The following is a 21269-nucleotide window of genomic DNA, read 5'->3' on the forward strand; positions in this document are numbered from 1 at the left end:
GCCCGTTCGCCACGCACACCGAGGCGCTCCACTGCGTACACTTTCGTCACGCACTGTAATGTATCGGCCACCGGATGAGGGTGGCGCGCGAACGCCCGTTCGTCGCGTCGATGGGGAGAAATTGGGCATGCCTTCGCGCAGATCGGGAAACCGGTACAAGCCTCCAGTTCATCGGAAGGAAAGAAGAGCCACATGCCCGCCGAACGCGACCCCACAGAGCGGGAAGCCGGCCTATTGAACACCCTGAGCGTTGAGCGAACCTGGCATTTCGGCGGGGAGCTGAGCGACGTGGCACAGGCCAGGGACGACGCGGCCGCCTTCCTCCAGAACCTGGAACGCCTGCAGGCACCGCACGCGCCGGACGCGCCCGACGACGTGCTGCTGGTGGTCACCGAGCTGGCCTCCAACGCGTTCACCTTCGCGCCGGGACCGTTCACGCTGCGGCTACGGGCTGTGGCCGACACGGTACAGATCGCTGTCGAGGACACCAACCCGACGCCGCCCGAACCACGCCGGTTCGACCTCGACGGACGCGGCGGCATCGGGTGGCACCTGATCAACGCCCTCGCCGAGCAGACCATCACCGAGCCGGGCGAGCAGGGCAAGACGGTGCACGTCTTCGTGCGCTGGTAGTTCCTCGCATCACCTCGCGCGGTGGCGGGGTCCGGATCTCACTGCGTCCGCGCGCGCTGCAGGGCGGCGGTCAGGGCGTGGTGGATCTCGTCGGGCAGCCAGCCGCAGTGGGTGCCCTGCACCACGTATTCCGCGACTTCACGCAGCTTGGTGTTGGTGTGCTGGGAGATCTCCCGCAGGACGTCCCAGCCCTGCTCCGGCCGCAGCCGCCCCACGGCGATGACGACGCCGATCGCCTGGTCGATCACCGCGTGCGACGCGAGGGCCTGACGCAGCTGGCCGACCTCCTCCTGCAGGGCGCTGATTCGCTCGACCAGCTCCTCCTGCCCGGACATGGCCAACCGTCCTACCCCTCTGTCCAGCGTCCGCGAACCGACATCCGCGGCGGGACACACCCCACGGCGGCGACTCGTCCAAGCCTGCGGGGCGAAAGGCCGCGGCGCTACACGGAAAACGAACAAGACGGCCACCTCCTGTCCACGAAACGAATGTCCGACCGGGTCCCGGGTAGGCGAGCCGGGCGGAACACTCCGCAGTCGCCTCTCCGCGTATCGCGGCAGCGAGACGTGACGCCATGCCGGGCACCCTGTAGCGCCGCGTGACTCACCGGACGGGGACCGTCAATGCACACGCTTCACTTCGAGAGCGACGACCTGGAAAGGGCCGAGGAGTTCCTCAGCCGGGCCTACGCCAGAATGAGCATCGGCAGCGACAGCCCGGACGTCGGCAGAGTGACGATCACCAGAACCACGATGCCGTCGGTCAGCGTCGACGAGCTCGACCTGGGCTTCGAGATGAGCTACTCGGTCTCTCCCCTGGGAAAGATCTGCCTGTGCCTCGTCCATGACGGCACCATCCGGGACCACGCCTACAGCGGGGTCGAGGACGCCTTCGGTCCCGGCGACGTCGTGTCCTTCGCCCCGCCGGACCGGCCGTACTCGGGCCGGATCTGCAACGCACGGTACAACATCACCATGCTGGACACCGGCCTGCTCACCCAGGTCGCCTCCACCGCGCCCGGCCGCTCCCCCGAGCCGGTCCGCCTGACCGGGCACCGGCCCCACTCCCCCGCCGCGGCGCGCCGGCTGCGGGAGTCCATCGGCTACGTACGCGACCACGTCCTGGCGGACCCCGAGCTCGCGAAGCTGCCCCTGATCGCCTCCACCGCGGCCCAGCACCTGGTCGCGAGTGTGCTGGCCGCCTTTCCCAATACCGCCCTCGACGAGCCCACCGCGACCGACCGCAACGACTCCCACTCCGCGACGCTGCGCCTGGCGCTCGCGTACATCGAGGACCACGCCGCGGAACCGATCACCGTCGCCGACATCGCCGCGGCGGCCCATGTGAGCGTGCGTGCCTTGCAGTACGCCTTCCGGCGCCATCTGGACACCACACCGCTGGCCCATCTGCGCAGGGTGCGGTTGTCCCACGCCCACCAGGACCTGCTCGCGGCCGACCCGCTCACCACCACCGTCACCGACGTCGCCGCCCGCTGGGGGTTCTTCCACGCCGGCCGCTTCGCCGCCGTCTACCGGGACGCTTACGGCCGGCCGCCGCTCCAGACCCTGGGCACCGGATGAGAAGCTCGTTCAGGTGTGCGGGGCCTCGACCGCGAGGGCCAGCAGACCCGCCGAGACCTCCCGGATGACCTCCTCCGCCTCGCCGAACGGCGGCTGGAAGGCCGTACCGCACTCGATCGTGAAGCCGAGCACCTTCGTGGCGGCCGGGTCGGTGAAGTGCCGGCTGTAGGCGTAGTCGTCGCTCGCTCCCGACGTGGGGTAGAGGCCGTACGCCGCCTCAGCCGCGTACTCGACGCCCCGCACCGCCCGGACCGCGTCGCTCATCCGCTCGGCCAGGCCGACGGCGATCTTCAGGTCCTGCTCGGGGATGAACTCGCCGATGCCGTCGTCCTTGCGTCCGCGCACACCGTCGAGGGCGGGGTTGCGGAAGTTGTCGCCCGGGGTGGTGGTCTGGTTCTGGTCGGAGCCCCAACTGTGCAGGATCACCGGGCCCGAGCTGTGCACGTCGACCATCCACCGGATGCGCGGGGGGTGCTTGAGCGCCCACACCACGTTCCGTGTCTCGGGCTCCGACTCGACGCCCGGCCCCCGGTAGGTCTCCGGGTCGCAGGGGTCGGCCGACGTGCGGACCTTGGAGTCCGGCGCGAACTTCTTGGTGAACTCCCAGAGGAAGTCGAAGTTGCGGTTCAGGTCCACGCCCGCGCACGTCGGGCCGGTGTGCCCGGCGGGGGCGGGCCGGCGGTTCTTGCGCCACATGGGGGAGGCGGCCTGGCTGAACGCCCGGCCGTCGGGGTTGACGCAGGGGAAGACGTACAGACTGAGGCCCTCCACGACCCGGGCGACCTCGGCCGCCGTGAACGACGACGAGCCGTAGCCGAGCCCGGTGCCCCGGTCGTGCGCCTCCAGCAGGTCCGCCGCCAGCGAGATCAGCGCGTCGGGCGGCACCCACTCCCGGGCGTGCACGCCGCCCAGCAGCAGGATCCCGTCCGTCTCGTCCGCCGGGCGGGTACCGACCCGCAGCAGGCTCGTGGTGCGGCCCTCGTGAGTGGGGTGGGGCGGAGTGAGGAGCTCCGTCGCCCCGGGATACGCACCGTGCAGGCTGGTAATCGCCGATTCGATTTCGGCCACGTTGAGATACATGGTCACTCCTTGCGGCCGAGACCGTGCGGGACGGCGCCCCGGGCGGCGAACCGGTCGCCCCCGCCGACCTCCTGCGTACGGGCCTGCCAGTTCTCCGTGATGTTCTCGACGTCGGTGATGTTCACCCGGGACGCCGCTCGGGTGCCTCGGGCCCGGTCGAGCCGGTCCTGGGGGAAGTACAGGTCCAGCTCGACCCCACCGTCCCGGCTGCCGCGCGGTACGGCGCGGCAGCCGAGGCCGGGCTCGGTCTCTTGGATGAACTCGCGCAGTGCGTCGGTGTCCTCGGCGACGACACGGCAGCGGTACACGGCCGGTTCCTCGGACATCACGGCGTCCCGTCGGCGCGTGCCACGGCCTTGGCGGCGTTCACCCGGCCGAAGCCGTAGTCGTCGTTGTGGCCCTGGGCGTCGTAGACCACCCCGGGCCCGCCGATCTTGTCGGCCGTCCGGTGCATGATCTCGCGCAGTTCGTCGCGGGTGAGGCCGGGGTTCACCGACAGCGCCAGGGCGGCGCATCCGGCCGCGCAGGGTGCGGCGAAGCTGGTGCCGGTGGCGGTGCCGTAGCCGCCGCCGGAACGGGTGCTGAAGACGTCGACGCCAGGGGCGATGAGCTCGACCTCGGGGCCGCGTGCCGCGTTGTCCTCCAGGTCACGGTTGTCCGACCGCACCACGGCGATGACATCGGGGTGGGAGACGATCTCGTCCTTCAGGATGTCGACGTTGCGGCCGTTGCTCGCCGCCCAGAAGATGGGCAGTCCCTTGCCCTCCCGGCCTCTGGTCGCGGCGAACTCGAGCGCGCGTTCCAGGACGGACTGCAGTTCCCACTCCGCGTCGTTGGGTCCGAGGCTGCTGACGAGGATGTCCGCCCCGTTCGCGGGGTCGCCCTCGGGCAGCTCCCTCGACGGGTCGGCCGTGTACGACACGGCGCGGGCCAGTGTCACCTGGGTGCCGACCTGGTCCGGCAGGCACGCCACCAGCATCAGCTCGCTCTCGGGGGCCGCTCCGACCCCGCCCTTTCCGTTGCCGAGCCGGGCCCCGGCCATGCCGGCGCAGAAGGTGCCGTGGTCGCTGTCGGGCATCCCGACGGTTTCCTGCGTGAAGGTGGTGCCCACCACGCCGTCGCTGTAGAAGCCGGACAGCGGGCTCACTCCGTCGGCGAGGTCCTCGTGCGTGGTGTCGAAGCCGTTGTCGATGACGGCGACCCGCATGCCGTCGCCGAAGGTGCGGTCCCACGCCGGTTCGACGTGGACGTCGGCGCCCGGAGTGCCGCCGTGTCCCCCGCTGTTGTGCCACTGCCACTGCTCGGTGAAGCGGGGGTCGGTGGGGCTGAACCGGGTGGGGACGTGCTCGACGAACGACGGTTCGGCGAAGACGAAGCGGTCGTTGTCGTGCAGTTCGACGGAGGCCGCGAGGGCGTCCTGAGCGGTCCGCGCCCGCACCTCGTACAGGTTGTCCGCGAACGTGAGCCTGTTGATGACCTCCAGGCCGGCCGACTCCAGTTCGTGTTCGGCCTCCTTCTGGCTGAGCGTCGGTTGCAGTTGAACGCTCAACACGTCGGTCGCGATGCCGATGCGGCCGCTGGGCCGTCGGATGACCTTGCCGTTGGCCTGCGCGCCGGAGACCTCCTCGCCGGCGGCGAACGCCTCCCGGGTCTGCCGGCTCGGTTTGACGAAGACCCACCGTGCGCGTTCGAAGGCCTCGGTGGTCTCGTCGTCGACTCCGGCGTCCCGGATCTCGCCGCGGGCGCTCGCGCCGAGCTGCTCCCGTGTGTCGGTGAGTCCGGCCGCGGCGTCCTCGTCGATCCTGACCGCGACGACATCGTCGAGCTCTTCGGCCTCAACGAGATTGCCACGCTGGTAGTACTGACGTGCCATCGCACTCGCCTCTTCTCAATGGCGCGCGGGTGCTCCGGCCGGCGATGTCACGGTCCCAGAGCCCACGGCCTGAGGAACGAACCCCCTTCACTTCCAGTCTGCTCGCGCTCCCGTGACCAGGCAACTCCAGGTCAAACGTGGTGATGGGCCCTGCGGCGTTCGTCACAGCGGCCCGATCGGCATGCGGTCGTCCTACCGGCGTAAGCGCACGTCAGAGGCCCGAATAACCAGAGATTATGCATGACGTGAGTTTCAGGCATTGGACGCATGTGTTCCTGTCGCGGAGGCTGGTTGACGTCCCCCCGCCCCCAACGTTCAGGAGGAGCAGTTTCATGGGCACCGAGTGGAACGCCGTCGACGGTCGCATCCGGACCACCGCGCGGGGGCACACCGTGCTGAACAACCCGCGTCTGAACCGGGGCACCGCCTTCACCCGGCAGGAGCGACAGGACCTGGACCTGGTGGGCCTGGTGCCGCCGCAGGTGCTGACCCAGGACCAGCAGGCCGCCCGTGCGTACACGCAGTTCTGCTCCCAGCCCAACGACCTGGCCAAGAACGTCTATCTGACGGCTCTGCGCGACCGCAACGAGGTGCTCTTCTACCGGCTGCTCGGCGACCACCTCGCGGAGATGCTGCCGATCGTCTACACCCCCACCGTCGGTACCGCCATCGAGCGCTACAGCTACGAGTACCGCCGCCCGCGCGGGGTGTACCTCTCGGTCGACGCGCCCGAGGACATCGCACCCGCCCTGCGCGCGTCGGGGCTCGGCGCCGACGACGTCGACCTGATCGTCGCGACCGACGGCGAGGCCATCCTCGGCATCGGCGACTGGGGCGTGGGCGGCATCGACATCGCGGTGGGCAAGCTGGCCGTCTACACCGCCGCCGCGGGCGTCGACCCGGCCCGCACCCTCGCGGTGATGCTCGACGTCGGCACCAACCGGCAGGAACTGCTGGACGATCCGCTCTACCTGGGCAACCGGCATCCGCGCGTGGACCGGGAGACCTACGACGACTTCGTCGACGCGTACGTCACCGCCGCCACCGAGCTGTTCCCGGACGCCCTGCTGCACTGGGAGGACTTCGGACCGGCCAACGCCCGCCGCATCCTGGACCGTTACCGCGACAAGGTCTTCACCTTCAACGACGACATCCAGGGCACCGGCGCGGTCAACCTGGCCGCCGTGCTCTCCGGCGTGCGCGCCAGCGGGGTCCCGCTGCGCGAGCACCGTGTCGTCGTCTTCGGCGCGGGTACCGCCGGCATCGGGATCGCCGACCAGCTCCGGGACGCGATGGTCGCCGACGGGCTGACCCGGCAGGAGGCCACCGAGCGGTTCTGGGCCGTCGACCGGAACGGTCTGCTCACCGACGACCAGCAGGAACTGCGCGATTTCCAGACGCACTACGCCCGCCGCGCCGGCGACGTCGCCGACTGGCGGCGCGACGACTCCCTCGGCGGCATCCCGCTGGCGGAGGTCGTCGATCGGGTGCGCCCGACCGTGCTGATCGGCGCCTCGGGACAGGGCGGCGCCTTCTCCGAGGACATCGTCCGCGCGATGGCCGCGCACACCGACCGCCCGATCGTCCTGCCCCTGTCCAACCCCACCCGGCTGGCCGAGGCCGTCCCCGCCGACCTGCTCGCCTGGACCGACGGGCGGGCCCTGATCGCCACCGGCAGCCCCTTCGCCCCGGTCGAGTTCGACGGGGTCACCCACCACATCGGGCAGGCCAACAACGCTCTGGTCTTCCCCGGTCTGGGACTGGGCGCCGTCGTCGCGCGGGCCACGCGTGTCACCGACGGCATGCTCGTCGCCGCGGCCCGCGCCGTCGCCGAGGAGACCGACCCCGCCGCGCCGGGCGCCGCGGTGCTGCCCCGGATCGACCGGCTGCGCGAGACCTCCACGGCGGTCGCGGTGGCGGTGGCCCGTGCGGCCGCCGAGGACGGCGTCGCCCGGGAATCCGTCGACGACGACGTGGTCGAGGATCGCGCGCGTGCGGCGATGTGGCAGCCGGAGTACCGGCCGATCGAGGCCGTCTGAACGCAGTCCTCCTCCCCCGCCATCTGATCCGTACGACTCAACGACCGTAGCGCTGCGGCGCTCTGACGGACCGTCCACTGGCCCCCACGGTCGGTCGAGCCACCCCCACTTCGAAGGATTGACGCAGCCATGTCTTTCGCCGACATCTTCACCGTCGTGGTGCCGGTCTTCCTCATCATCGCGGTCGGATACGGCACCGGCCGCCGTGCGCTCTTCGACGCCGGCGGAGCGCACACCCTGCGCGAGCTGACCATGCAACTCGCGCTGCCCGCGGCACTTTTGCTGAGTATCTGGCAGACCCCTCGGGACGTGCTGGTGGACCAGCTGCCACTGGTGGGCCTGCTGGCGTTCGGGTTCCTCGGGGTGTACGCCGTGGTGTTCGGCGTACTGCGCCTCGCCGCGCGGCGCTCGCTGCGGCGGTCGGCCCTGTTCGCCCTGGCGTGTGTGCAGCCGCAGTACGCCTTCATGGGCACCTCGATTCTCGGTGGGCTGTTCGGCGCCGCGGAGGCGGCCGTGCCGATCGCGGTCGCGGGCATCCTGGTGAACGTGGTCCTGGACCCGGTCGTGCTGATCCTGCTCGGTCTGCCGGAACGCCGTGCGGCCGCCCCGGCCTCCGCCGAGGTACGGGCGCCGGCCCTGGCGACCGTCGGCGGTGGCGCGGAGGCGCCCTCCGTGGTCACGGCCGCGACGAACGTGCCCGCGGAGCATCGGCCGTCCGTGCTGAGCACCGTCGGACACGCGCTGCGCGAGCCGTTCTGCTGGGGTCCCGTCCTGGGCCTGGTGCTGTCCGTCGCCGGGGTGGGCCTGCCGAAGGTCGCCGACGCCTCGCTGTCCCTGCTGTCCGGGGCCTCCTCGGCCGCGGCCCTGCTCTACGTCGGCGTCTCGGTGGCCCGCATCGGCCGCCCGAGGCTGACCCCGGGGGTGTGGGCGGTCTCCCTCACCAGCGTCGTCGTCCTGCCCCTGCTCGTCTACGGTGCCGGCCTGGCCGTGGCCTCCGCGGCGGACGCCGCCCAGGCGGCGCTGATCGTGGCCTTCCCCGTCTCCCCCGTCCCGCTGATGTTCGCCGCCCGCCACGGCGACCCGGACGACGTGGGGACCATCGGCTCCGCCGTCGTGCTGAGCCTGGCCCTCTCCTTCGTCACCCTCCCGCTGCTCATCGGCCTGGTCGGCTGAGCACCCCCGGCGAGGAAGCTCCCACCCCTTGGAAGACCCGTGCGCCTGCTGGGACGATCCGCCCCAGCGGGCGCACGGGCATCCCCCTCCCCTCGCCACCGGCAACAGGCGCCCCGGAGGCGAACCGAGCCCTCAAAGAGAAAGGACGCGGCCGCATGACACCAGCAGACGCGCGACCGGACCGTCCCTCCCGCACGCCCCGCCTGCCCTGGCGGCGCCTCCCGCTCGCCGCGGCGGCGCGGGGCGCGGTCGCCCTCGCACTGCCGTTGCTCGTGGGGCAGCTCACGGGATGGGTGGTGCCGTCCGTGATCGCGGCGATCGGTGCCCTGTGGGGCGTGAGCCAGGACGGCTCCGACCCCTACCGGGTGCGGGTACGGCGGCTGGGCTGGACCGGCGTGTCCAGTGCGCTCGGTCTGCTCGCCGGTGAACTCGCCCTGCGCAGCGGGCAGCCGGTGGCGGTGGCGGGGTGCCTGGTGGCGGCCGCGCTGGTCGCCGGGACGGTCGGTCTGCGCGGGCGGATCGCGTCCGTCGGGGGCATGCACCTGCTGCTGGGCGTCACGATCGGCACCGGTATCCCGGTGCCGGGGCCGTGGTGGCTGCCGCCACTCGAACTGCTCGCCGGCGTCGCCCTCGTCCTCGTGCTGTCCGCTGCCCCGTGGCTGTGGCGCCGGCACCACGTGGAGCGGGCCGCCGTGCTCGCCGTCTACCGGAGCGCCGCCGACGCGCTGGCCACGGCCGGGTCCGAGGGCGCGGAGGAGGCGCGGCTGCGCATGACGCTCGCCCTCAACCACGCCCACGAGGTGATGGCCGGCCACCTGACCGCACCGGGCCGGCGGCCACGGCAGCCGGAAGTCCGCGAGCTGGCCCGGGCGTTCCATGTCGCCGTGCGGCTGGGCGAGGCGGTGACGGCGCTGGTGTGGGAGGCCCGTCCGCTGCCGTCCGAGGTGACCGGCGTACCGCTGCACCTGGCCGAGCGGCTGCTGCCGGAGCGTGGCGCGGCACCCGCCGCTCCCCTGCCGGCCATGCCCGCCCCGGAGGCCGGCTCGCCGGGCGGGCGGGCGCTGGCCGAGGTGTGGGCGGCTGTCGACGAGGAGCCCGACGGCGACGAGCCGGCCCTGCGGCTGCCCGCGCACTCGTGGCCCGGGCGGGCTGCCCGGCTGCGCTACACCACACTGCTGACGGCCTGTGTGCTCGCCGCCCACCTGCTCGCCGAGGCGCTGCACGGTCCCCGCGGCTACTGGCTGCCGATGACGGTCGCCTTCGTCTACAAGCCCGACTTCGGGCCGGTGTTCACACGGGCCCTGCACCGCTGCGTCGGCACGGTCGTCGGGGTGGCCGCGATCGGGGCGGTGGCCTGGCTGACCACCGGCACGTACACCGTCATCGCCGTGGTGGCCGTCTTCGGCGCCCTGATGGCGGTCGGCGTGCGCCACCACTACGCGCTCGCCACGCTGGGCCTGACCGCGGTCGTCTTCGTCCTGCTCGATCTCCTCGGCGACGACCGGCCCCTGCACGGCACACGCATCCTCGACACGGCCCTGGCGTCGGTGCTGGTCCTGATCGCGCACTTCGCGGTGTGGCCCGACTCCGCGGCGAGCCGGGCGGAGGCCCAGACGGAGGCCGCCGTGGCCGCCGCCCGCCGCTACCGCGACCTCGCACCGGAGGCCGGTCCGATCCGGCGGCAGGCGCTGCGCCGTGCCGCGTACCACCAACTCGCCGACGCCCGCCGTACCGTCGCCCACGCCCGGGGCGAACCGGGCCGCCCCCGCAGGCCGCTGCCCGACTGGGAGGACGCGATCACGGCGGCGGAGCGGCTGTGCGACCTGGTGACGGCCCAGGCGGTGGCGGGCACGGCGGTGGCCGCTCGGCCGTAGTCCGGGGCAGGGGTCGCGCGGCGTCCGACGGGCGTGGGGGGAGAATGCCCGCATGGATCTCCAGGTACTGCGCTCCTTCCAGGCCGTGGCCGAGGGAACCACGGTGACCGACGCCGCGGCGGACGCCCGCATCACGCAGCCGGCCCTGTCGCGGGCCCTGAACCGGCTGGAGGAGGAGGTCGGCGCGGAGCTCTTCCAGCGTGTCGGGCGCGTGCTGCGGCTCACCCCGGCCGGACGAATCTTCAAGGAGCACGTCGACGCCGTGCTCGACAGTTACGACCGGGGCCGGCGGGCTGTGGCCGAGGTGGTCGATCCCGACGCGGGCGTGGTGTCGCTGGCGTTTCTGCACACCCTGGGCACCTGGCTGGTGCCGAGGCTCGTCACGGACTTCCGGCGCAAGCACCCCAAGGCCCGGTTCGAGTTGCACCAGGACGGTGAGATCGGGTTGTCCCGGCATCTCCTCGACGCCACCGCCGACCTGATCATCACCAGCAGCGAGCCGGACGACCCGCTGATCACCTGGCGGCGGCTGCTGGTGGAGCCGCTGTGGCTGGCCGTCCCGACCCGGCACCGGCTGGGCCGGCGTCGCCGGGTGCGCCTGGCCGAGGTGGCCGAGGAGCGGTTCATCCTGCTCAAGCCCGGCTACGGGCTGCGCAGTATCACCGAGGCGCTGTGCCACGAGGCAGGATTCACACCGCTCGTCGGCTTCGAGGGCGAGGAGGTGGAGACGCTGCGCGGGCTGGTCGCCGCCGGTCTCGGGGTCTCCCTGATCCCGTCGTCGCCCGACACCGCGGCGACGGCGGCCTCCGACTTCCCGATCCGCTACCTGGAGATCACCGATGTGCGCGGCGCCCGGGACATCGGCATCGCCTGGCTGAGCTCCCGCGGTCTGCCGCCGGTCGCCAGGCGCTTCCTCGACCGGGCCCTGGAGTCGGCCGCAGCGCCCGCGCCCTGACACGCGGCGGGCCCCGGACGGCATGAGGTGTCCGGGGCCCGCCGTCGTGAGGGTGGGTCAGCAGGTACGGCCGACGTAGTGGGCCCCCTGGATCTTGGCGGCCGAGCCCAGCCAGCTGGTGCCGGGGCCCACACAGCGCTCGTAGTCGGATCCCCAGGCGACCTCGACCTTGATGACGATCCGTGAGCCGTCGGACGTGCAGTGGTTGTAGTAGGCGTCGGAACTGGTTTCGTAGAAGCCGCAGGGGTCGGCCGCGGCGGGGCTCGCGGCGGCCGTCATCGCGACCAGTGAGCCGAGCACGAGGGCGGCGGAACCGAGGGCGCTGGTCACCGTACGACGTACACGCAAGAGAAGACTCCTTGACCAGGGGTGGGTTGGCGTACTGCCCCAGAATCGCCGGTCCGGCCTGGGGAGTTGGGCGTTCGGCGGCCTCGTTCACCCGGGGAATCGATTTGCCGCTGCGCCGACCAGTTGATTCGGTGCCGTTTTGTCATACGGGTGCGCAAGGCCCGTGCCCGGCGGGGAACATGCGGGCGCGGTCGAAGATCACGACGTGTATACGCTATTGCAATGATTGAACACCGAATGATTGATGTGAACGGGATCCGGCTGCACATCGCGGAGGAGGGCGAAGGACCCCTGGTCGTCCTGCTGCACGGCTTCCCGGAGTCCTGGCACTCCTGGCGTCACCAGTTCGGCCCACTGGCCGAGGCGGGCTTCCGGGTCGTCGCCCCCGACCAGCGGGGGTACGGGCGCAGCGATCACCCCGAGGACGTGTCGGCGTACAGCATCCTGCACCTCGTCGGCGACGTCGTCGGGCTGATCCACGCGCTGGGCGAGGAGCAGGCGTACGTCGTCGGGCACGACTGGGGCGCGCCGGTCGCCTGGCACACCGCACTGCTGCGGCCGGACCTGGTGCTCGGGGTGGCCGGCCTGAGCGTGCCGCCGCCCTTCCGGGGGACGGAACCTCCGCTGGCGACCATGGACGAGAGGTTCGGCGGCCGTTTCTACTGGAACTACTTCGACCGGCCGGGCGTGGCCGACGCGGAGTTCGCACAGGACACGCGTACCACCCTGCGGAAGTTCTTCCACTCGGCGTCCGGCGACGCACCGGACGCCGGCCAGGGCAAGCAGCCGCTGGTCGAGCCGGGCCAGGGCTGGCTCACGACCATGCCGGATCCGGAGGTGCTGCCGGAGTGGTTCACCGAGGAGGACCTCGACGCCCTCACCGAGAGCTTCTCGGAGGGGTTCACCGGGGCGCTCAACTGGTACCGCAACATCGATCGCAACTGGGAACTCACGGCCCCCTGGCACGGTGCCGTCGTCAGCCCGCCCGCCCTGTACGTCTACGGCGACCTCGACCTCGTCCCGGCCTTCCCCGGCACACCCGAACTCATCGCCGCCCTGCCCGGCCTGATGCCGAACCTGCGCCGCAAGCCGATCCGGCTGGAGGGCTGCGGGCACTGGACGCAGCAGGAGCGCCCCGACGAGGTGAACGCGGCCCTTCTCGACTTCCTCACGGAGCTCAGGGGCTGAGCGGGGCGACTGCGGGCCTCGCCCTTGCGTGAATCCGGTATGCCCCGATACGGGCATGCCCGATCGGGTTCTCACCCGACTCTTAACACGCCCTCAACTCGGCTGCGCCACAGGCGATCTGACCGTACATCAGGTGTATTCCGCGCCGCTTTCCACTCGGAGCACCTTCATCACGGATGGTTAGGTTTGCCTACACTAAGCCCGCCTTGGCCGGGGTTCGGCCGTGCGGTGGTGTGTCCGAGAGGAGTTCCCGGTGTGGGACAACGCGCTCCCGAGCTTCCTGATCGGCCTGCGGGAGGGACTGGAGGCCGGTCTGGTCGTGTCGGTCCTGGTGGCCACCCTGGTCAGGTCCGGCCATCGCGAGCGATTGCCGCACGTGTGGACCGGGGTGCTCGCCGCGGTGGGCGTTTCGATGGGGTTCGGAGCGGTGCTGACGTTCACGGCGTCCGGTCTGTCCGGGCAGGCGCAGGAGGCGTTCGGCGGGCTGCTCAGCGTGGTCGCGGTCGCCTTCGTCACCGCGATGGTGTTCTGGATGCGGCGCTCCGCGCGGAGTTTCTCCGGTGAGCTGAGGGAGAAGGTGACCGCCGCGCTGGGCATGGGGACGGGCGTCCTGATCATGACCTCGTTCCTCGCCGTCGGACGCGAGGGGTTGGAGACCGCGCTGTTCCTCTGGACGACGGCGCGGGCGGCGGGCGAGTCCGCCGGTCCGCTCGTCGGCGCCGGTGCGGGACTGCTGCTGGCCACCGTCGTGTGCTGGGGGCTGTACCGGCGGGTGCTGCACCTCAACCTGACCCGGTTCTTCACCGTCACCGGCGCCGCCCTCGTCGTGATCGCGGCCGGGGTGCTGGGGTACGGGGTGCGCGACCTCCAGGAGGGCGGCGCACTGCCGGGCGCCACGACGTACGCCTTCGACCTGTCGTCCCGGATCGACCCCGGCTCCTGGTACGCCACTCTGGTCAGCGGCACGCTGAACGTGACACCGCAGATGACCTGGCTTCAGGTGGTGGCCCACGGCGGCTATCTCGCCATCGTGACGGCGCTGTTCGTCCGGGGGGTGCGGGGCGTGGACGCGCCCGGTGCCGCGCCCCGCGCGACGACGGCGACTCCGGCCGCCACCGCGCCCGCCGGGCGGCGCGTGCCGCGGTGGGTGGTGCCCGTGGCCGCGCTCGCCGTTCCCGCGCTGCTCGCGGGGGTACTGGTGGCCGTCGGTGACGCGAGGCCAGCCCCCGCGGGCACCATCGCGGTGTCGACGGCGGACTGCGGCGAGGGTTTCCGCGCGCCACGGCCGGGACGCCGGTCCTTCGAGGTGCGCAACACGGGCCGGGGCACGGTCGAGGCCTATCTGATCGATCCGGTCTCCGCGGCGGTCTACGGGGAGGTCGAGGGCGTCGCGCCCGGCACCACCCGCACCTTGATCGCCACGATCGGCAGCGGCAGTTACGCCTGGCGCTGCGTTCCGACCAGCGGCAAGGCCGTCACCTCAGCCGCCGTCCGCGTCTCGGGCGGCGGTACCAAGAGGGCCGTACTGCCGGTGGCGCAGAAGGACCTGGCCGCACCCCTCGCCTCCTACCGCGCCTACGTCGAGAAGGGACTGTCGGGCCTGCTGACCAGGACCCGGACCCTCCAGCACGACATCGAGGACGGCCGGCTCGACCGGGCTCGCGCGGACTGGCTGCCCGCCCACGAGGCGTACGCCGCGCTCGGCGCCGCCTACGGGACGTTCGGGGACTTCGACGCGAGGATCAACGGGACGACGGCCGGGCTGCCCCTCGGGGTGAAGGACGCCGGTTTCACCGGTTTCCACCGCGTCGAGTACGGGCTGTGGCACGGCGAGTCCGCCGCCTCCCTGACCCGGCCGGCCCGGCGGCTCACCTCCGACGTCGCCGCCCTGGGCAAGGACTTCCCCCACCAGGACTTCGACCCGGGCGACCTGCCCTTGCGCACCCACGAGATCCTGGAGGCCACCCTCCAGCAGGAGTTGACCGGTGCCACCGACTACGGCAGCGGCACCACCCTGGCGACCGCGGAGGCCAACCTCCAGGGCACCCGGGTCCTGCTCGGTCTGCTGCGCCCGCTGATCGACCGGCGTGATCCCGGGCTCCTCACGGACGTGGACGGCTGGATGGCGCGCACGGACCGTCTCGTGCTCTCCGCCCGCCACGGTGACGGGAGTTGGACGCCGGTCGACCGTCTGCCCGCCACCACTCGACGGCAGCTCGACGGCGCCATGGGCCAGTTGTTGGAGGAACTCGCCCCCATCCCGGACCTGTTGGAGATCCGCCGGGCGGCATGAGTGCCGAACGGAGGGCGCCCCGAGCCCCAGCTGACTCCTACCACCCCATGAGGAAGGACCCACCCGATGCCGACCCAGCAGCCGGGCCCCGCAGCAGGTCAGGAGGGCGCCCGTCCCGCCGGCCGCCGTACGTTCGTCAGGGCCGCCCTCGGTGTCGGGGCGGCCGGGGCGGCGCTCACCGGAGCCGGGCTCGCGGGGGCGGAGCTCTCCGGCGGACGGGCCGCGGCGGCGGACGGCGGCACGGCGGACGGTCGGGCGGTCCCCTTCCACGGCGTCCACCAGGCCGGGATCACCACACCGGCGCCGCCCGCCGCGGCCTTCGTCTCCTTCGACGTGATCGCCGACGGCCGCGAGGAACTCGCCGACCTGCTGCGCACGCTGACCGCGCGTGCCCGGTTCCTGACCGCCGGCGGCGTCCCCAACGACCTCGGCGTGGGCGCCCCGCCGTCGGACAGCGGCATCCTCGGCCCGGACGTCCCGGCCGACAGCCTCACCGTCACCGTGGGGCTCGGCGCCTCGGTGTTCGACGACCGTTACGGTCTCGCCCCCGCCAAGCCGCGGCACCTCAAGCCGATGCGCACCTTCCCCAACGACGACCTGGACGCGGCCGAGTGCCACGGCGACCTCTCCCTGCAGCTCTGCGCGGGCCACTCCGACACGGTGCTGCACGCGCTGCGTGACATCGCGCGTCACACCAGGGGTGCCATGCAGATCAGATGGCGCGTCGACGGCTTCCAGAACCCGTCCCGCCCGACGGGCGCTCAGCGCAACCTCCTCGGTTTCAAGGACGGCATCGCCAACCCCGACACGTCGTCGGCCCGCGAGATGGACCGGCTGGTGTGGGTGACCGGCGCCGAGGGCGAGCCGTCCTGGGCCGCGGGCGGCAGCTACCAGGTGCTTCGCGTGATCCGGATGCGGGTGGAGTTCTGGGACCGGGTGTCGCTGACCGAGCAGGAGAAGATGATCGGCCGGCGCCGCGACACCGGCGCCCCGCTCGACGGCGCCCTGGAGACCGACACGCCCCACTACGCGAAGGACCCGCACGGCGACGCGATCCCGCTCGACGCCCACATCCGCCTGGCCAACCCGCGCACCGCCGGCACGGACGCGTCACGCATCCTGCGGCGCGGCTACAACTACGACCGGGGCGTCGACAAGGCCGGCAACCTCGACATGGGGCTGGCGTTCTGCTCCTACCAGCAGGACGTGGTCCGTCAGTTCGAGGCGACCCAGGAACGCCTCATCGACGAGCCGCTGGTCGACTACATCACGCCCACCGGAGGCGGCTACTTCTTCGCCCTCCCCGGCGTCCGCGACCGCTCCGACTGGCTGGGCCGCTCCCTGCTGAAGGGCTGACGGGCGGGAACGGGCTGCACGGCTGGTCGGTGGTCTCCGGGGTCGGTTCCTGCGGCCACGGCGAGCCGGAAAGCGCCGTCGGTGTCGCGGAGACGGACGAGGCCGCCGAGCGCCCCCATGCCCGCCGGCGCCTGCTGGACGGCGAGGGTGAGGGCCTCCTGCGCCGACAGGTCGTGGCCCTGTGCCTCCAGCAGGGCCATGCGGGTTGCCGCGGACGCTTCGGTGGGGGTGGGACCTGCGTCGTCCGCCATCATGTCGCCCATCCGCGGCCGGGGACCGGCGATGCCGGCCCGGACGGCTGCTCGGACGTCGCGTTCATCGCCTCGCTCCAGCTCATGTCGCGCTGTCCGGGCGGACGCGCCGACACCGGGTTCCGCCGACCCGCCCTCGTCATGGACGGCCGGCCGCGTCCAGGCCAGGGCCGTCGATGGCACGGGCCTGTCGGGCAGGGGCGCGGTCCATGCCGGGACGACGCATCTTTGTGCGCGAACGACGTTCCTTCGCCGCAGGTCAGAGCGGGTGCGTCGGAACTACGCTCGCGGTTGGGGCGGTCCTGTGGGGGCCGCCGCCGAAGGGAGGGGCACATGGGTGCCATCACACGCGTGGGGAACGTCGGCGCCGGGCAGATGGGCCGGGGCATCGCCGAGGTCTGTGCCCGTGCCGGGCTGTCGGTGACGTTGTGCGACACGACCGAGGACCGGGCGCAGGCCGGTCTGATCGGGGTGGCGGACTCGCTGCTGAGGGCGGAGAAGAAGGGCACGCTCACCGCCGAGGAGCGCGCGCACGCCCTGGCGGGCATCACGGTCGGCGCCGATCTGTCCCGCCTCGCCCGAGCGGATCTGGTCGTCGCGGCCGCCGTCGAGGACGAGCGGGCCAAGACGGCGCTGTTCCGGCAGCTTGACGAGGTGGTCGTCGGCCCGGACGCCGTGGTGGCCAGCAACACGTCCTCGCTCCCCATCGCCCGCCTCGCCGCCGCGACCCGGCGCCCCGAAGCGGTGCTCGGCCTGCACTTCTTCAACCCAGTACCGGTCATGCCGCTCGTCGAGGTGGTCCCGTCCCTGCACACCTCGCAGACAACGGAGCGGCGTGTGCGCGCCTTCGCGGGCGAGGTCCTGGGCAAGCGGACGATCGTCGCACAGGACCGCGCGGGTTTCGTGGTGAACTCCCTGCTGGTGCCCTATCTTCTGGCGGCGGTGCGGATGGTCGCCTCGGGCACGGCGACGGCGGAGGACGTCGACGAGGGGATGACGGCCGGCTGCGCCCACCCCATGGGTCCGTTGCGCCTCGCCGACCTCATCGGTCTCGACACCGTGGCGGCGATCGGGGACGCCTTGTACGAGGAGTACAAGGAGCCGCTGTACGCGCCGCCGCCCCTGCTGCGCCGCATGGTCGAGTCGGGGCTGCTGGGCCGGAAGTCCGGTCGGGGTTTCTTCAACTACGCGGCTCAAGCGAGGGGTTGACGGAGGGCGAGGGATCGGCCCAGCCCTGCGCGCTGTCTTGACGTGTCCATTTTCGTCGTCAAGCATGCCTTGAGCTCGATTGCTTCTGGTCGATTCTGTTCGCCTTCGGTTCTCGTCTCCGGGTCGTGGAAGGAAGTGCCTTGTCCCACCGACATCGCTTCGTCCGAGCGTTGATGCCCACCGTTCCCCTGATGCTGGGCGCGGGTCTGATCGTTCCCCCCGCCGTGGCCGCCACGGCCGCGGACCCGCCGCCGCAGAGCGCGGTCACCGTACGGATCGATCCGTCGTACCGACAGCAGCAGTTCGAGGGATGGGGCACGAGCCTCGTCTGGTTCGCCAACGCCACCGGCGGCTACCCGGACCCCATCCGAAGACGGCTCGTGGACATGCTGTTCGGTGACGACGGGCTCGCCCTGAACATCGCGCGCTACAACATCGGCGGCGGCAACGCGCCGGACGTCCGCAAGGACTACATGAAAGCCGGCGCCACCATGGACGGCTTCTGGAAGGCCCCCGCCGGAACGACCCGGCAGGACATGGACTGGTGGGACCCGGACAACCCCGACCACTGGGACTGGAACGCCGACGCGGGCCAGCGCTGGTGGGTGGACCAGATCAAGAAGAAGGTCACGGACTGGGAGGCGTTCAGCAACTCGCCGCCGTGGTTCCAGACGGTCAGCGGCTACGTATCGGGCGGGTTCGACGCCTCCACGGACCAGATCCGCGCGGACCGGGTCGACGACTTCGCCACGTATCTGGTGCGCGTGACCGACCGGCTGGAGAAGGCGCACAACATCAAGTTCGACACCATCGACCCGCTCAACGAGCCCAACACCCCGTACTGGGGTACGCAGATCGGTGCGGACGGCCGACCGACGGGCGGCCGTCAGGAAGGCGCGCACGCCGGTCCGGAACTCCAGCAGAAGGTGGTGCTCGCCCTCGACAAGGCGCTCGACGGCGCGAAGACCCACGCCCGGGTCTCCGCGATGGACGAGACCAACCCCGGCACCTTCACCCAGAACTGGAACGCCTACGGCGCCCCGGCGCGAGCGGCCGTCGAGCAGCTCAACGTGCACACCTACGGCACGAGCATGCGCACCAGCGCGCGTGACATCGCCAAGGGCGCGGACAAGAAGCTGTGGATGAGCGAGGTCGAGGGCACCTGGGGCACGGGCACCGACTTCACCAGCATGGAACCGGGTCTGGGGATCGCCACCCGGATGGTCGACGACATGCGGGAACTGGAGCCGTCCGCCTGGGTGTTCTGGCAGCCCGTGGAGGACTCCATTCCGCAGGCGGCGGCCGGCAAGAACTGGGGCAGCATCCACGTCCCGTTCAACTGCACCGCCGCGGACACCCTGGAGACCTGCCCGATCCGGGCCAACTCCAAGTTCCACACCATCAGGAACTTCACCCACTACATCCGCCCCGGCGATCACTTCGTCAAGACCGACGACCCCTCCAGCGTCGCCGCGGTACGCAAGTCCGGCCGTGCGGCGAGCGTGGTACACGTGAACAGCGGCACCTCCGCGCGCTCCGTGACCCTCGATCTGTCGCGCTTCGGCAAGGTCGCGCGAGGTGCCACGGTCACCCCCGTGGTGACGAGCGCCGACGGTGCCCTGGTACGAGGGACCCCCGTCCCCGTGACCGATCGCTCGGCGACCCTCACCGTGCCCGCGAAGTCGGTGACGACCTTCGTGGTCGACGGCGTCAGCGGCGTCGCCGGGGACGCGGCCCTGGTGCGGCCCGGCCATGTCTACCGGCTCCAGGGCGCGCAGAGCGGGAAGTCCCTCGCCCCCTCCGAGGACGGCAGCGGTGTCGTCATCCGCACGACCGACGCCGGCAGCGCGCGGCAGCTGTGGTCGGTCCGCAAGCTGACTCGCGGCAACGACAACCGCGAGCGGTACGCCCTCACCGGCGCCACCACCGGCAAGCGGCTCGCGGTGCGCGACGACCAGGCCGTCCTGGAGGATCCGGACGGCGGCCGTCCCGACGAGGCGGCGCAGTGGGTCATGTCGACGACCGGCGACGGCACCTGGACGTTCGTCAACGCCGCCACCGGCCGCCTCATCGACGTCACCGGCCAGTCCTCGGCGGACGGCGCCAAGGTGTCGACGTACACCCCGACCTCGGCGGGCAACCAGCGCTGGAGCGTGACCGACGAGACGGTCCTGCGTACCGGTGCGGTCGAGGCGTTCACCGTCCCCGGTCTGCCGCCGAAGCTGCCACAGGCGGTAACGCCGGTGTTCCGGGACGGCGCCCGCGGCTCGCTCCCCGTCACCTGGACCCTTCCGCCGGACCGCGCGTGGCGCGATCCCGGGACGGTCCGTGTGAAGGGCCGGGCGACGGACGCCCTGGGGCATCGGATCCCCGCACAAGCGGTCGTCACGGTCGACACGATCGCCTCGACACTGCCGGGGCGGGCCAAGACGTACGTGGGCGGGACGCCGGACCTTCCGGCCGCGGTCACCGGGATCGGCCGACGCGGCGGCAGGGCCGACCTGCCGGTGACCTGGTCGGCGGCTCCTGACGGGGCGTTCGACACGACGGGCGTGGTGACGTTGCGCGGTGTGGCGCACGTCGTGGACGGCACCGCCGTCGACGCGACAGTGCGGGTGCAGGTGACCGAGCCGGCGCAGACCAACGTCGCGCCCGAGCGGGACGTCTCGGTCGACGCCACGTTCACCGAGAACGGGTATTCGGCGGAGCGCCTGCGCAACGGCGACCCGTCCGAGAAGGCCTGGTCCAACTGGAAGCCGGGGAACACCAAGAACCCCTCCGACACCATCACCTTCACCCTGCCGACGTCACGCGACCTCGACCGGATCGTGGCGCACTTCTACCGCGACGGGAGTCCGGCCTCCTTCCCCGCGAGCCTGAAGGCACAGGTGCGGGCGACCGACGGCAGCTGGGTCGACGCGAGCGACACCGTGGAGGTGGGCACGGAGGGGACGCCCGTCGTCGACGTACCCCTGACGGCGCGAGGGGCGACGAACGGCGTCCGGCTCGTGATGACCGCACGTCAGGGCGGCTACATCACCATGGGTGAGATCGAGGTGTACGCCAGGACCCCCGGTGAGTCCTCGGACGCGGCCGCGGCGTCACTCGAGGTGGCCGGGGTGCCGGTCCCGTCCTTCGACCCCGAGACCACCGCCTACCGGGTCGTCACCGGTGACCCGCGCCGCGACACGGTCACCGTTACGGCGCGCGACCCCTATGCGACGGTCGCGGTCGACCGGACGACGGAGGGGCGCAAAACCGTGGCCGTGGTGTCCGTGACCAGCGAGGACGGCGCGCAGACCCGGAAGTACCGGATCCAACTCGCGCGCCGCTGAGGTCCGCTCGGCAAGGGGCTGCCCCGCCCGGGCGGCTCCTCCCCCGGGCGTCACCGCTCCCGGGGTGGTCGGGACCTTCCGA

General features: G+C 71.9%; 17 protein-coding genes. 11 read left to right on the forward strand and 6 right to left on the reverse strand.

The window, feature by feature from the left end:
• The first annotated feature begins 192 nt into the window (after nt 1–192).
• Nucleotides 193–633 (forward strand): ATP-binding protein, encoded by a 441-nt coding sequence (locus IG99_RS25130; RefSeq protein WP_037677384.1) that lies wholly within the window; start codon nt 193–195, stop codon nt 631–633.
• Between the two features lie 38 nt (nt 634–671).
• Here IG99_RS25130 and IG99_RS25135 read toward each other — a convergent pair whose 3' ends face one another.
• The gene (locus tag IG99_RS25135; RefSeq protein WP_037677387.1) at nt 672–968 is read right to left on the reverse strand and encodes an ANTAR domain-containing protein; all 297 of its coding nucleotides are present in this window, start codon (nt 966–968) and stop codon (nt 672–674) included.
• 288 nt (nt 969–1256) lie between these two features.
• Between IG99_RS25135 and IG99_RS25140 the strand changes: the two genes are divergently transcribed.
• Nucleotides 1257–2213, forward strand: a complete 957-nt coding sequence (locus IG99_RS25140) for a helix-turn-helix transcriptional regulator (protein WP_037677389.1) — start codon at nt 1257–1259, stop codon at nt 2211–2213.
• A 9-nt stretch (nt 2214–2222) separates the two neighbouring features.
• On the opposite strand, the gene IG99_RS25145 is transcribed toward IG99_RS25140, so the two are convergent.
• From IG99_RS25145 to IG99_RS25155, 3 genes are read right to left on the reverse strand one after another with little or no spacing between them, the layout of a single operon-like run.
• Complete coding sequence (locus tag IG99_RS25145) at nt 2223–3293, reverse strand: M14 family metallopeptidase (protein WP_037677391.1); 1071 nt, start codon at nt 3291–3293, stop codon at nt 2223–2225.
• A gap of 2 nt (nt 3294–3295) precedes the next feature.
• On the reverse strand, nt 3296–3619 hold the full coding sequence (locus IG99_RS25150; RefSeq protein WP_037677393.1) for a hypothetical protein: 324 nt from the start codon (nt 3617–3619) through the stop codon (nt 3296–3298).
• On the reverse strand, nt 3619–5166 hold the full coding sequence (locus IG99_RS25155) for a S8 family serine peptidase (protein ID WP_037677394.1): 1548 nt from the start codon (nt 5164–5166) through the stop codon (nt 3619–3621). The genes IG99_RS25150 and IG99_RS25155 overlap by 1 nt, the downstream gene beginning before the upstream one ends.
• Nucleotides 5167–5498: 332 nt before the next feature.
• Between IG99_RS25155 and IG99_RS25160 the strand changes: the two genes are divergently transcribed.
• The 4 genes from IG99_RS25160 (at nt 5499) to IG99_RS25175 (ending at nt 11207) form a co-directional block, all read left to right on the forward strand.
• Nucleotides 5499–7205 carry an NAD-dependent malic enzyme gene (locus IG99_RS25160; RefSeq protein ID WP_037677396.1) on the forward strand — a complete coding sequence of 569 codons (1707 nt, stop codon included), beginning with the start codon at nt 5499–5501 and terminating at the stop codon, nt 7203–7205.
• A 129-nt stretch (nt 7206–7334) separates the two neighbouring features.
• A complete protein-coding gene (locus tag IG99_RS25165) occupies nt 7335–8378 on the forward strand; it encodes an AEC family transporter (RefSeq protein ID WP_037677398.1) in 1044 nt (347 codons plus the stop codon).
• A gap of 155 nt (nt 8379–8533) precedes the next feature.
• Nucleotides 8534–10252, forward strand: a complete 1719-nt coding sequence (locus IG99_RS25170; protein WP_037677401.1) for an FUSC family protein — start codon at nt 8534–8536, stop codon at nt 10250–10252.
• Nucleotides 10253–10304: 52 nt separating this feature from the next.
• Nucleotides 10305–11207, forward strand: a complete 903-nt coding sequence (locus tag IG99_RS25175; RefSeq protein ID WP_037677404.1) for a LysR family transcriptional regulator — start codon at nt 10305–10307, stop codon at nt 11205–11207.
• A 57-nt stretch (nt 11208–11264) separates the two neighbouring features.
• Here the strand turns inward: IG99_RS25175 and IG99_RS25180 are convergent, their stop codons facing one another.
• Nucleotides 11265–11537, reverse strand: coding sequence for a DUF6355 family natural product biosynthesis protein (locus IG99_RS25180; protein WP_199815594.1), 273 nt, complete (start codon nt 11535–11537; stop codon nt 11265–11267).
• 240 nt (nt 11538–11777) lie between these two features.
• On the opposite strand from IG99_RS25180, the gene IG99_RS25185 reads away from it, so the two are divergent.
• The 3 genes from IG99_RS25185 to efeB all read left to right on the forward strand — a co-directional run bounded on the left by IG99_RS25185 (nt 11778) and on the right by efeB (nt 16392).
• Entirely contained in the window at nt 11778–12743 is a 966-nt protein-coding gene (locus IG99_RS25185; protein ID WP_037677409.1) for an alpha/beta fold hydrolase, read from the forward strand.
• Nucleotides 12744–12996: 253 nt separating this feature from the next.
• Nucleotides 12997–15036 (forward strand): iron uptake transporter permease EfeU, encoded by a 2040-nt coding sequence (gene efeU, locus IG99_RS25190; protein WP_037677412.1) that lies wholly within the window; start codon nt 12997–12999, stop codon nt 15034–15036.
• 66 nt (nt 15037–15102) lie between these two features.
• Nucleotides 15103–16392 (forward strand): iron uptake transporter deferrochelatase/peroxidase subunit, encoded by a 1290-nt coding sequence (gene efeB, locus IG99_RS25195; RefSeq protein WP_037677414.1) that lies wholly within the window; start codon nt 15103–15105, stop codon nt 16390–16392.
• Here the strand turns inward: efeB and IG99_RS48865 are convergent.
• Entirely contained in the window at nt 16323–16826 is a 504-nt protein-coding gene (locus IG99_RS48865) for a hypothetical protein (protein ID WP_158973236.1), read from the reverse strand. The genes efeB and IG99_RS48865 overlap by 70 nt on opposite strands.
• Nucleotides 16827–16976: 150 nt before the next feature.
• On the opposite strand from IG99_RS48865, the gene IG99_RS25200 reads away from it, so the two are divergent.
• Nucleotides 16977–17852, forward strand: a complete 876-nt coding sequence (locus tag IG99_RS25200) for a 3-hydroxybutyryl-CoA dehydrogenase (RefSeq protein ID WP_037677416.1) — start codon at nt 16977–16979, stop codon at nt 17850–17852.
• Between the two features lie 173 nt (nt 17853–18025).
• Nucleotides 18026–21187, forward strand: a complete 3162-nt coding sequence (locus IG99_RS25205; RefSeq protein ID WP_037677512.1) for a glycoside hydrolase — start codon at nt 18026–18028, stop codon at nt 21185–21187.
• Nucleotides 21188–21269 lie beyond the last annotated feature (82 nt).

The organism is Streptomyces griseus subsp. griseus (assembly GCF_000720255.1).
GTDB lineage: Bacteria > Actinomycetota > Actinomycetes > Streptomycetales > Streptomycetaceae > Streptomyces > Streptomyces griseus_I.

Excerpts from the sequence above, each read along its gene's own strand:
- IG99_RS25130 (WP_037677384.1), top strand. The coding sequence starts at position 193 with ATGCCCGCCGAACGCGACCCCACAGAGCGGGAAGCCGGCCTATTGAAC.
- IG99_RS25135 (WP_037677387.1), bottom strand. The coding sequence starts at position 968 with ATGTCCGGGCAGGAGGAGCTGGTCGAGCGAATCAGCGCCCTGCAGGAG.
- IG99_RS25140 (WP_037677389.1), top strand. The coding sequence starts at position 1,257 with ATGCACACGCTTCACTTCGAGAGCGACGACCTGGAAAGGGCCGAGGAG.
- IG99_RS25145 (WP_037677391.1), bottom strand. The coding sequence starts at position 3,293 with ATGTATCTCAACGTGGCCGAAATCGAATCGGCGATTACCAGCCTGCAC.
- IG99_RS25150 (WP_037677393.1), bottom strand. The coding sequence starts at position 3,619 with ATGTCCGAGGAACCGGCCGTGTACCGCTGCCGTGTCGTCGCCGAGGAC.
- IG99_RS25155 (WP_037677394.1), bottom strand. The coding sequence starts at position 5,166 with ATGGCACGTCAGTACTACCAGCGTGGCAATCTCGTTGAGGCCGAAGAG.
- IG99_RS25160 (WP_037677396.1), top strand. The coding sequence starts at position 5,499 with ATGGGCACCGAGTGGAACGCCGTCGACGGTCGCATCCGGACCACCGCG.
- IG99_RS25165 (WP_037677398.1), top strand. The coding sequence starts at position 7,335 with ATGTCTTTCGCCGACATCTTCACCGTCGTGGTGCCGGTCTTCCTCATC.
- IG99_RS25170 (WP_037677401.1), top strand. The coding sequence starts at position 8,534 with ATGACACCAGCAGACGCGCGACCGGACCGTCCCTCCCGCACGCCCCGC.
- IG99_RS25175 (WP_037677404.1), top strand. The coding sequence starts at position 10,305 with ATGGATCTCCAGGTACTGCGCTCCTTCCAGGCCGTGGCCGAGGGAACC.
- IG99_RS25185 (WP_037677409.1), top strand. The coding sequence starts at position 11,778 with ATGATTGAACACCGAATGATTGATGTGAACGGGATCCGGCTGCACATC.
- efeB (WP_037677414.1), top strand. The coding sequence starts at position 15,103 with ATGCCGACCCAGCAGCCGGGCCCCGCAGCAGGTCAGGAGGGCGCCCGT.
- IG99_RS25200 (WP_037677416.1), top strand. The coding sequence starts at position 16,977 with ATGGGTGCCATCACACGCGTGGGGAACGTCGGCGCCGGGCAGATGGGC.
- IG99_RS25205 (WP_037677512.1), top strand. The coding sequence starts at position 18,026 with ATGCCCACCGTTCCCCTGATGCTGGGCGCGGGTCTGATCGTTCCCCCC.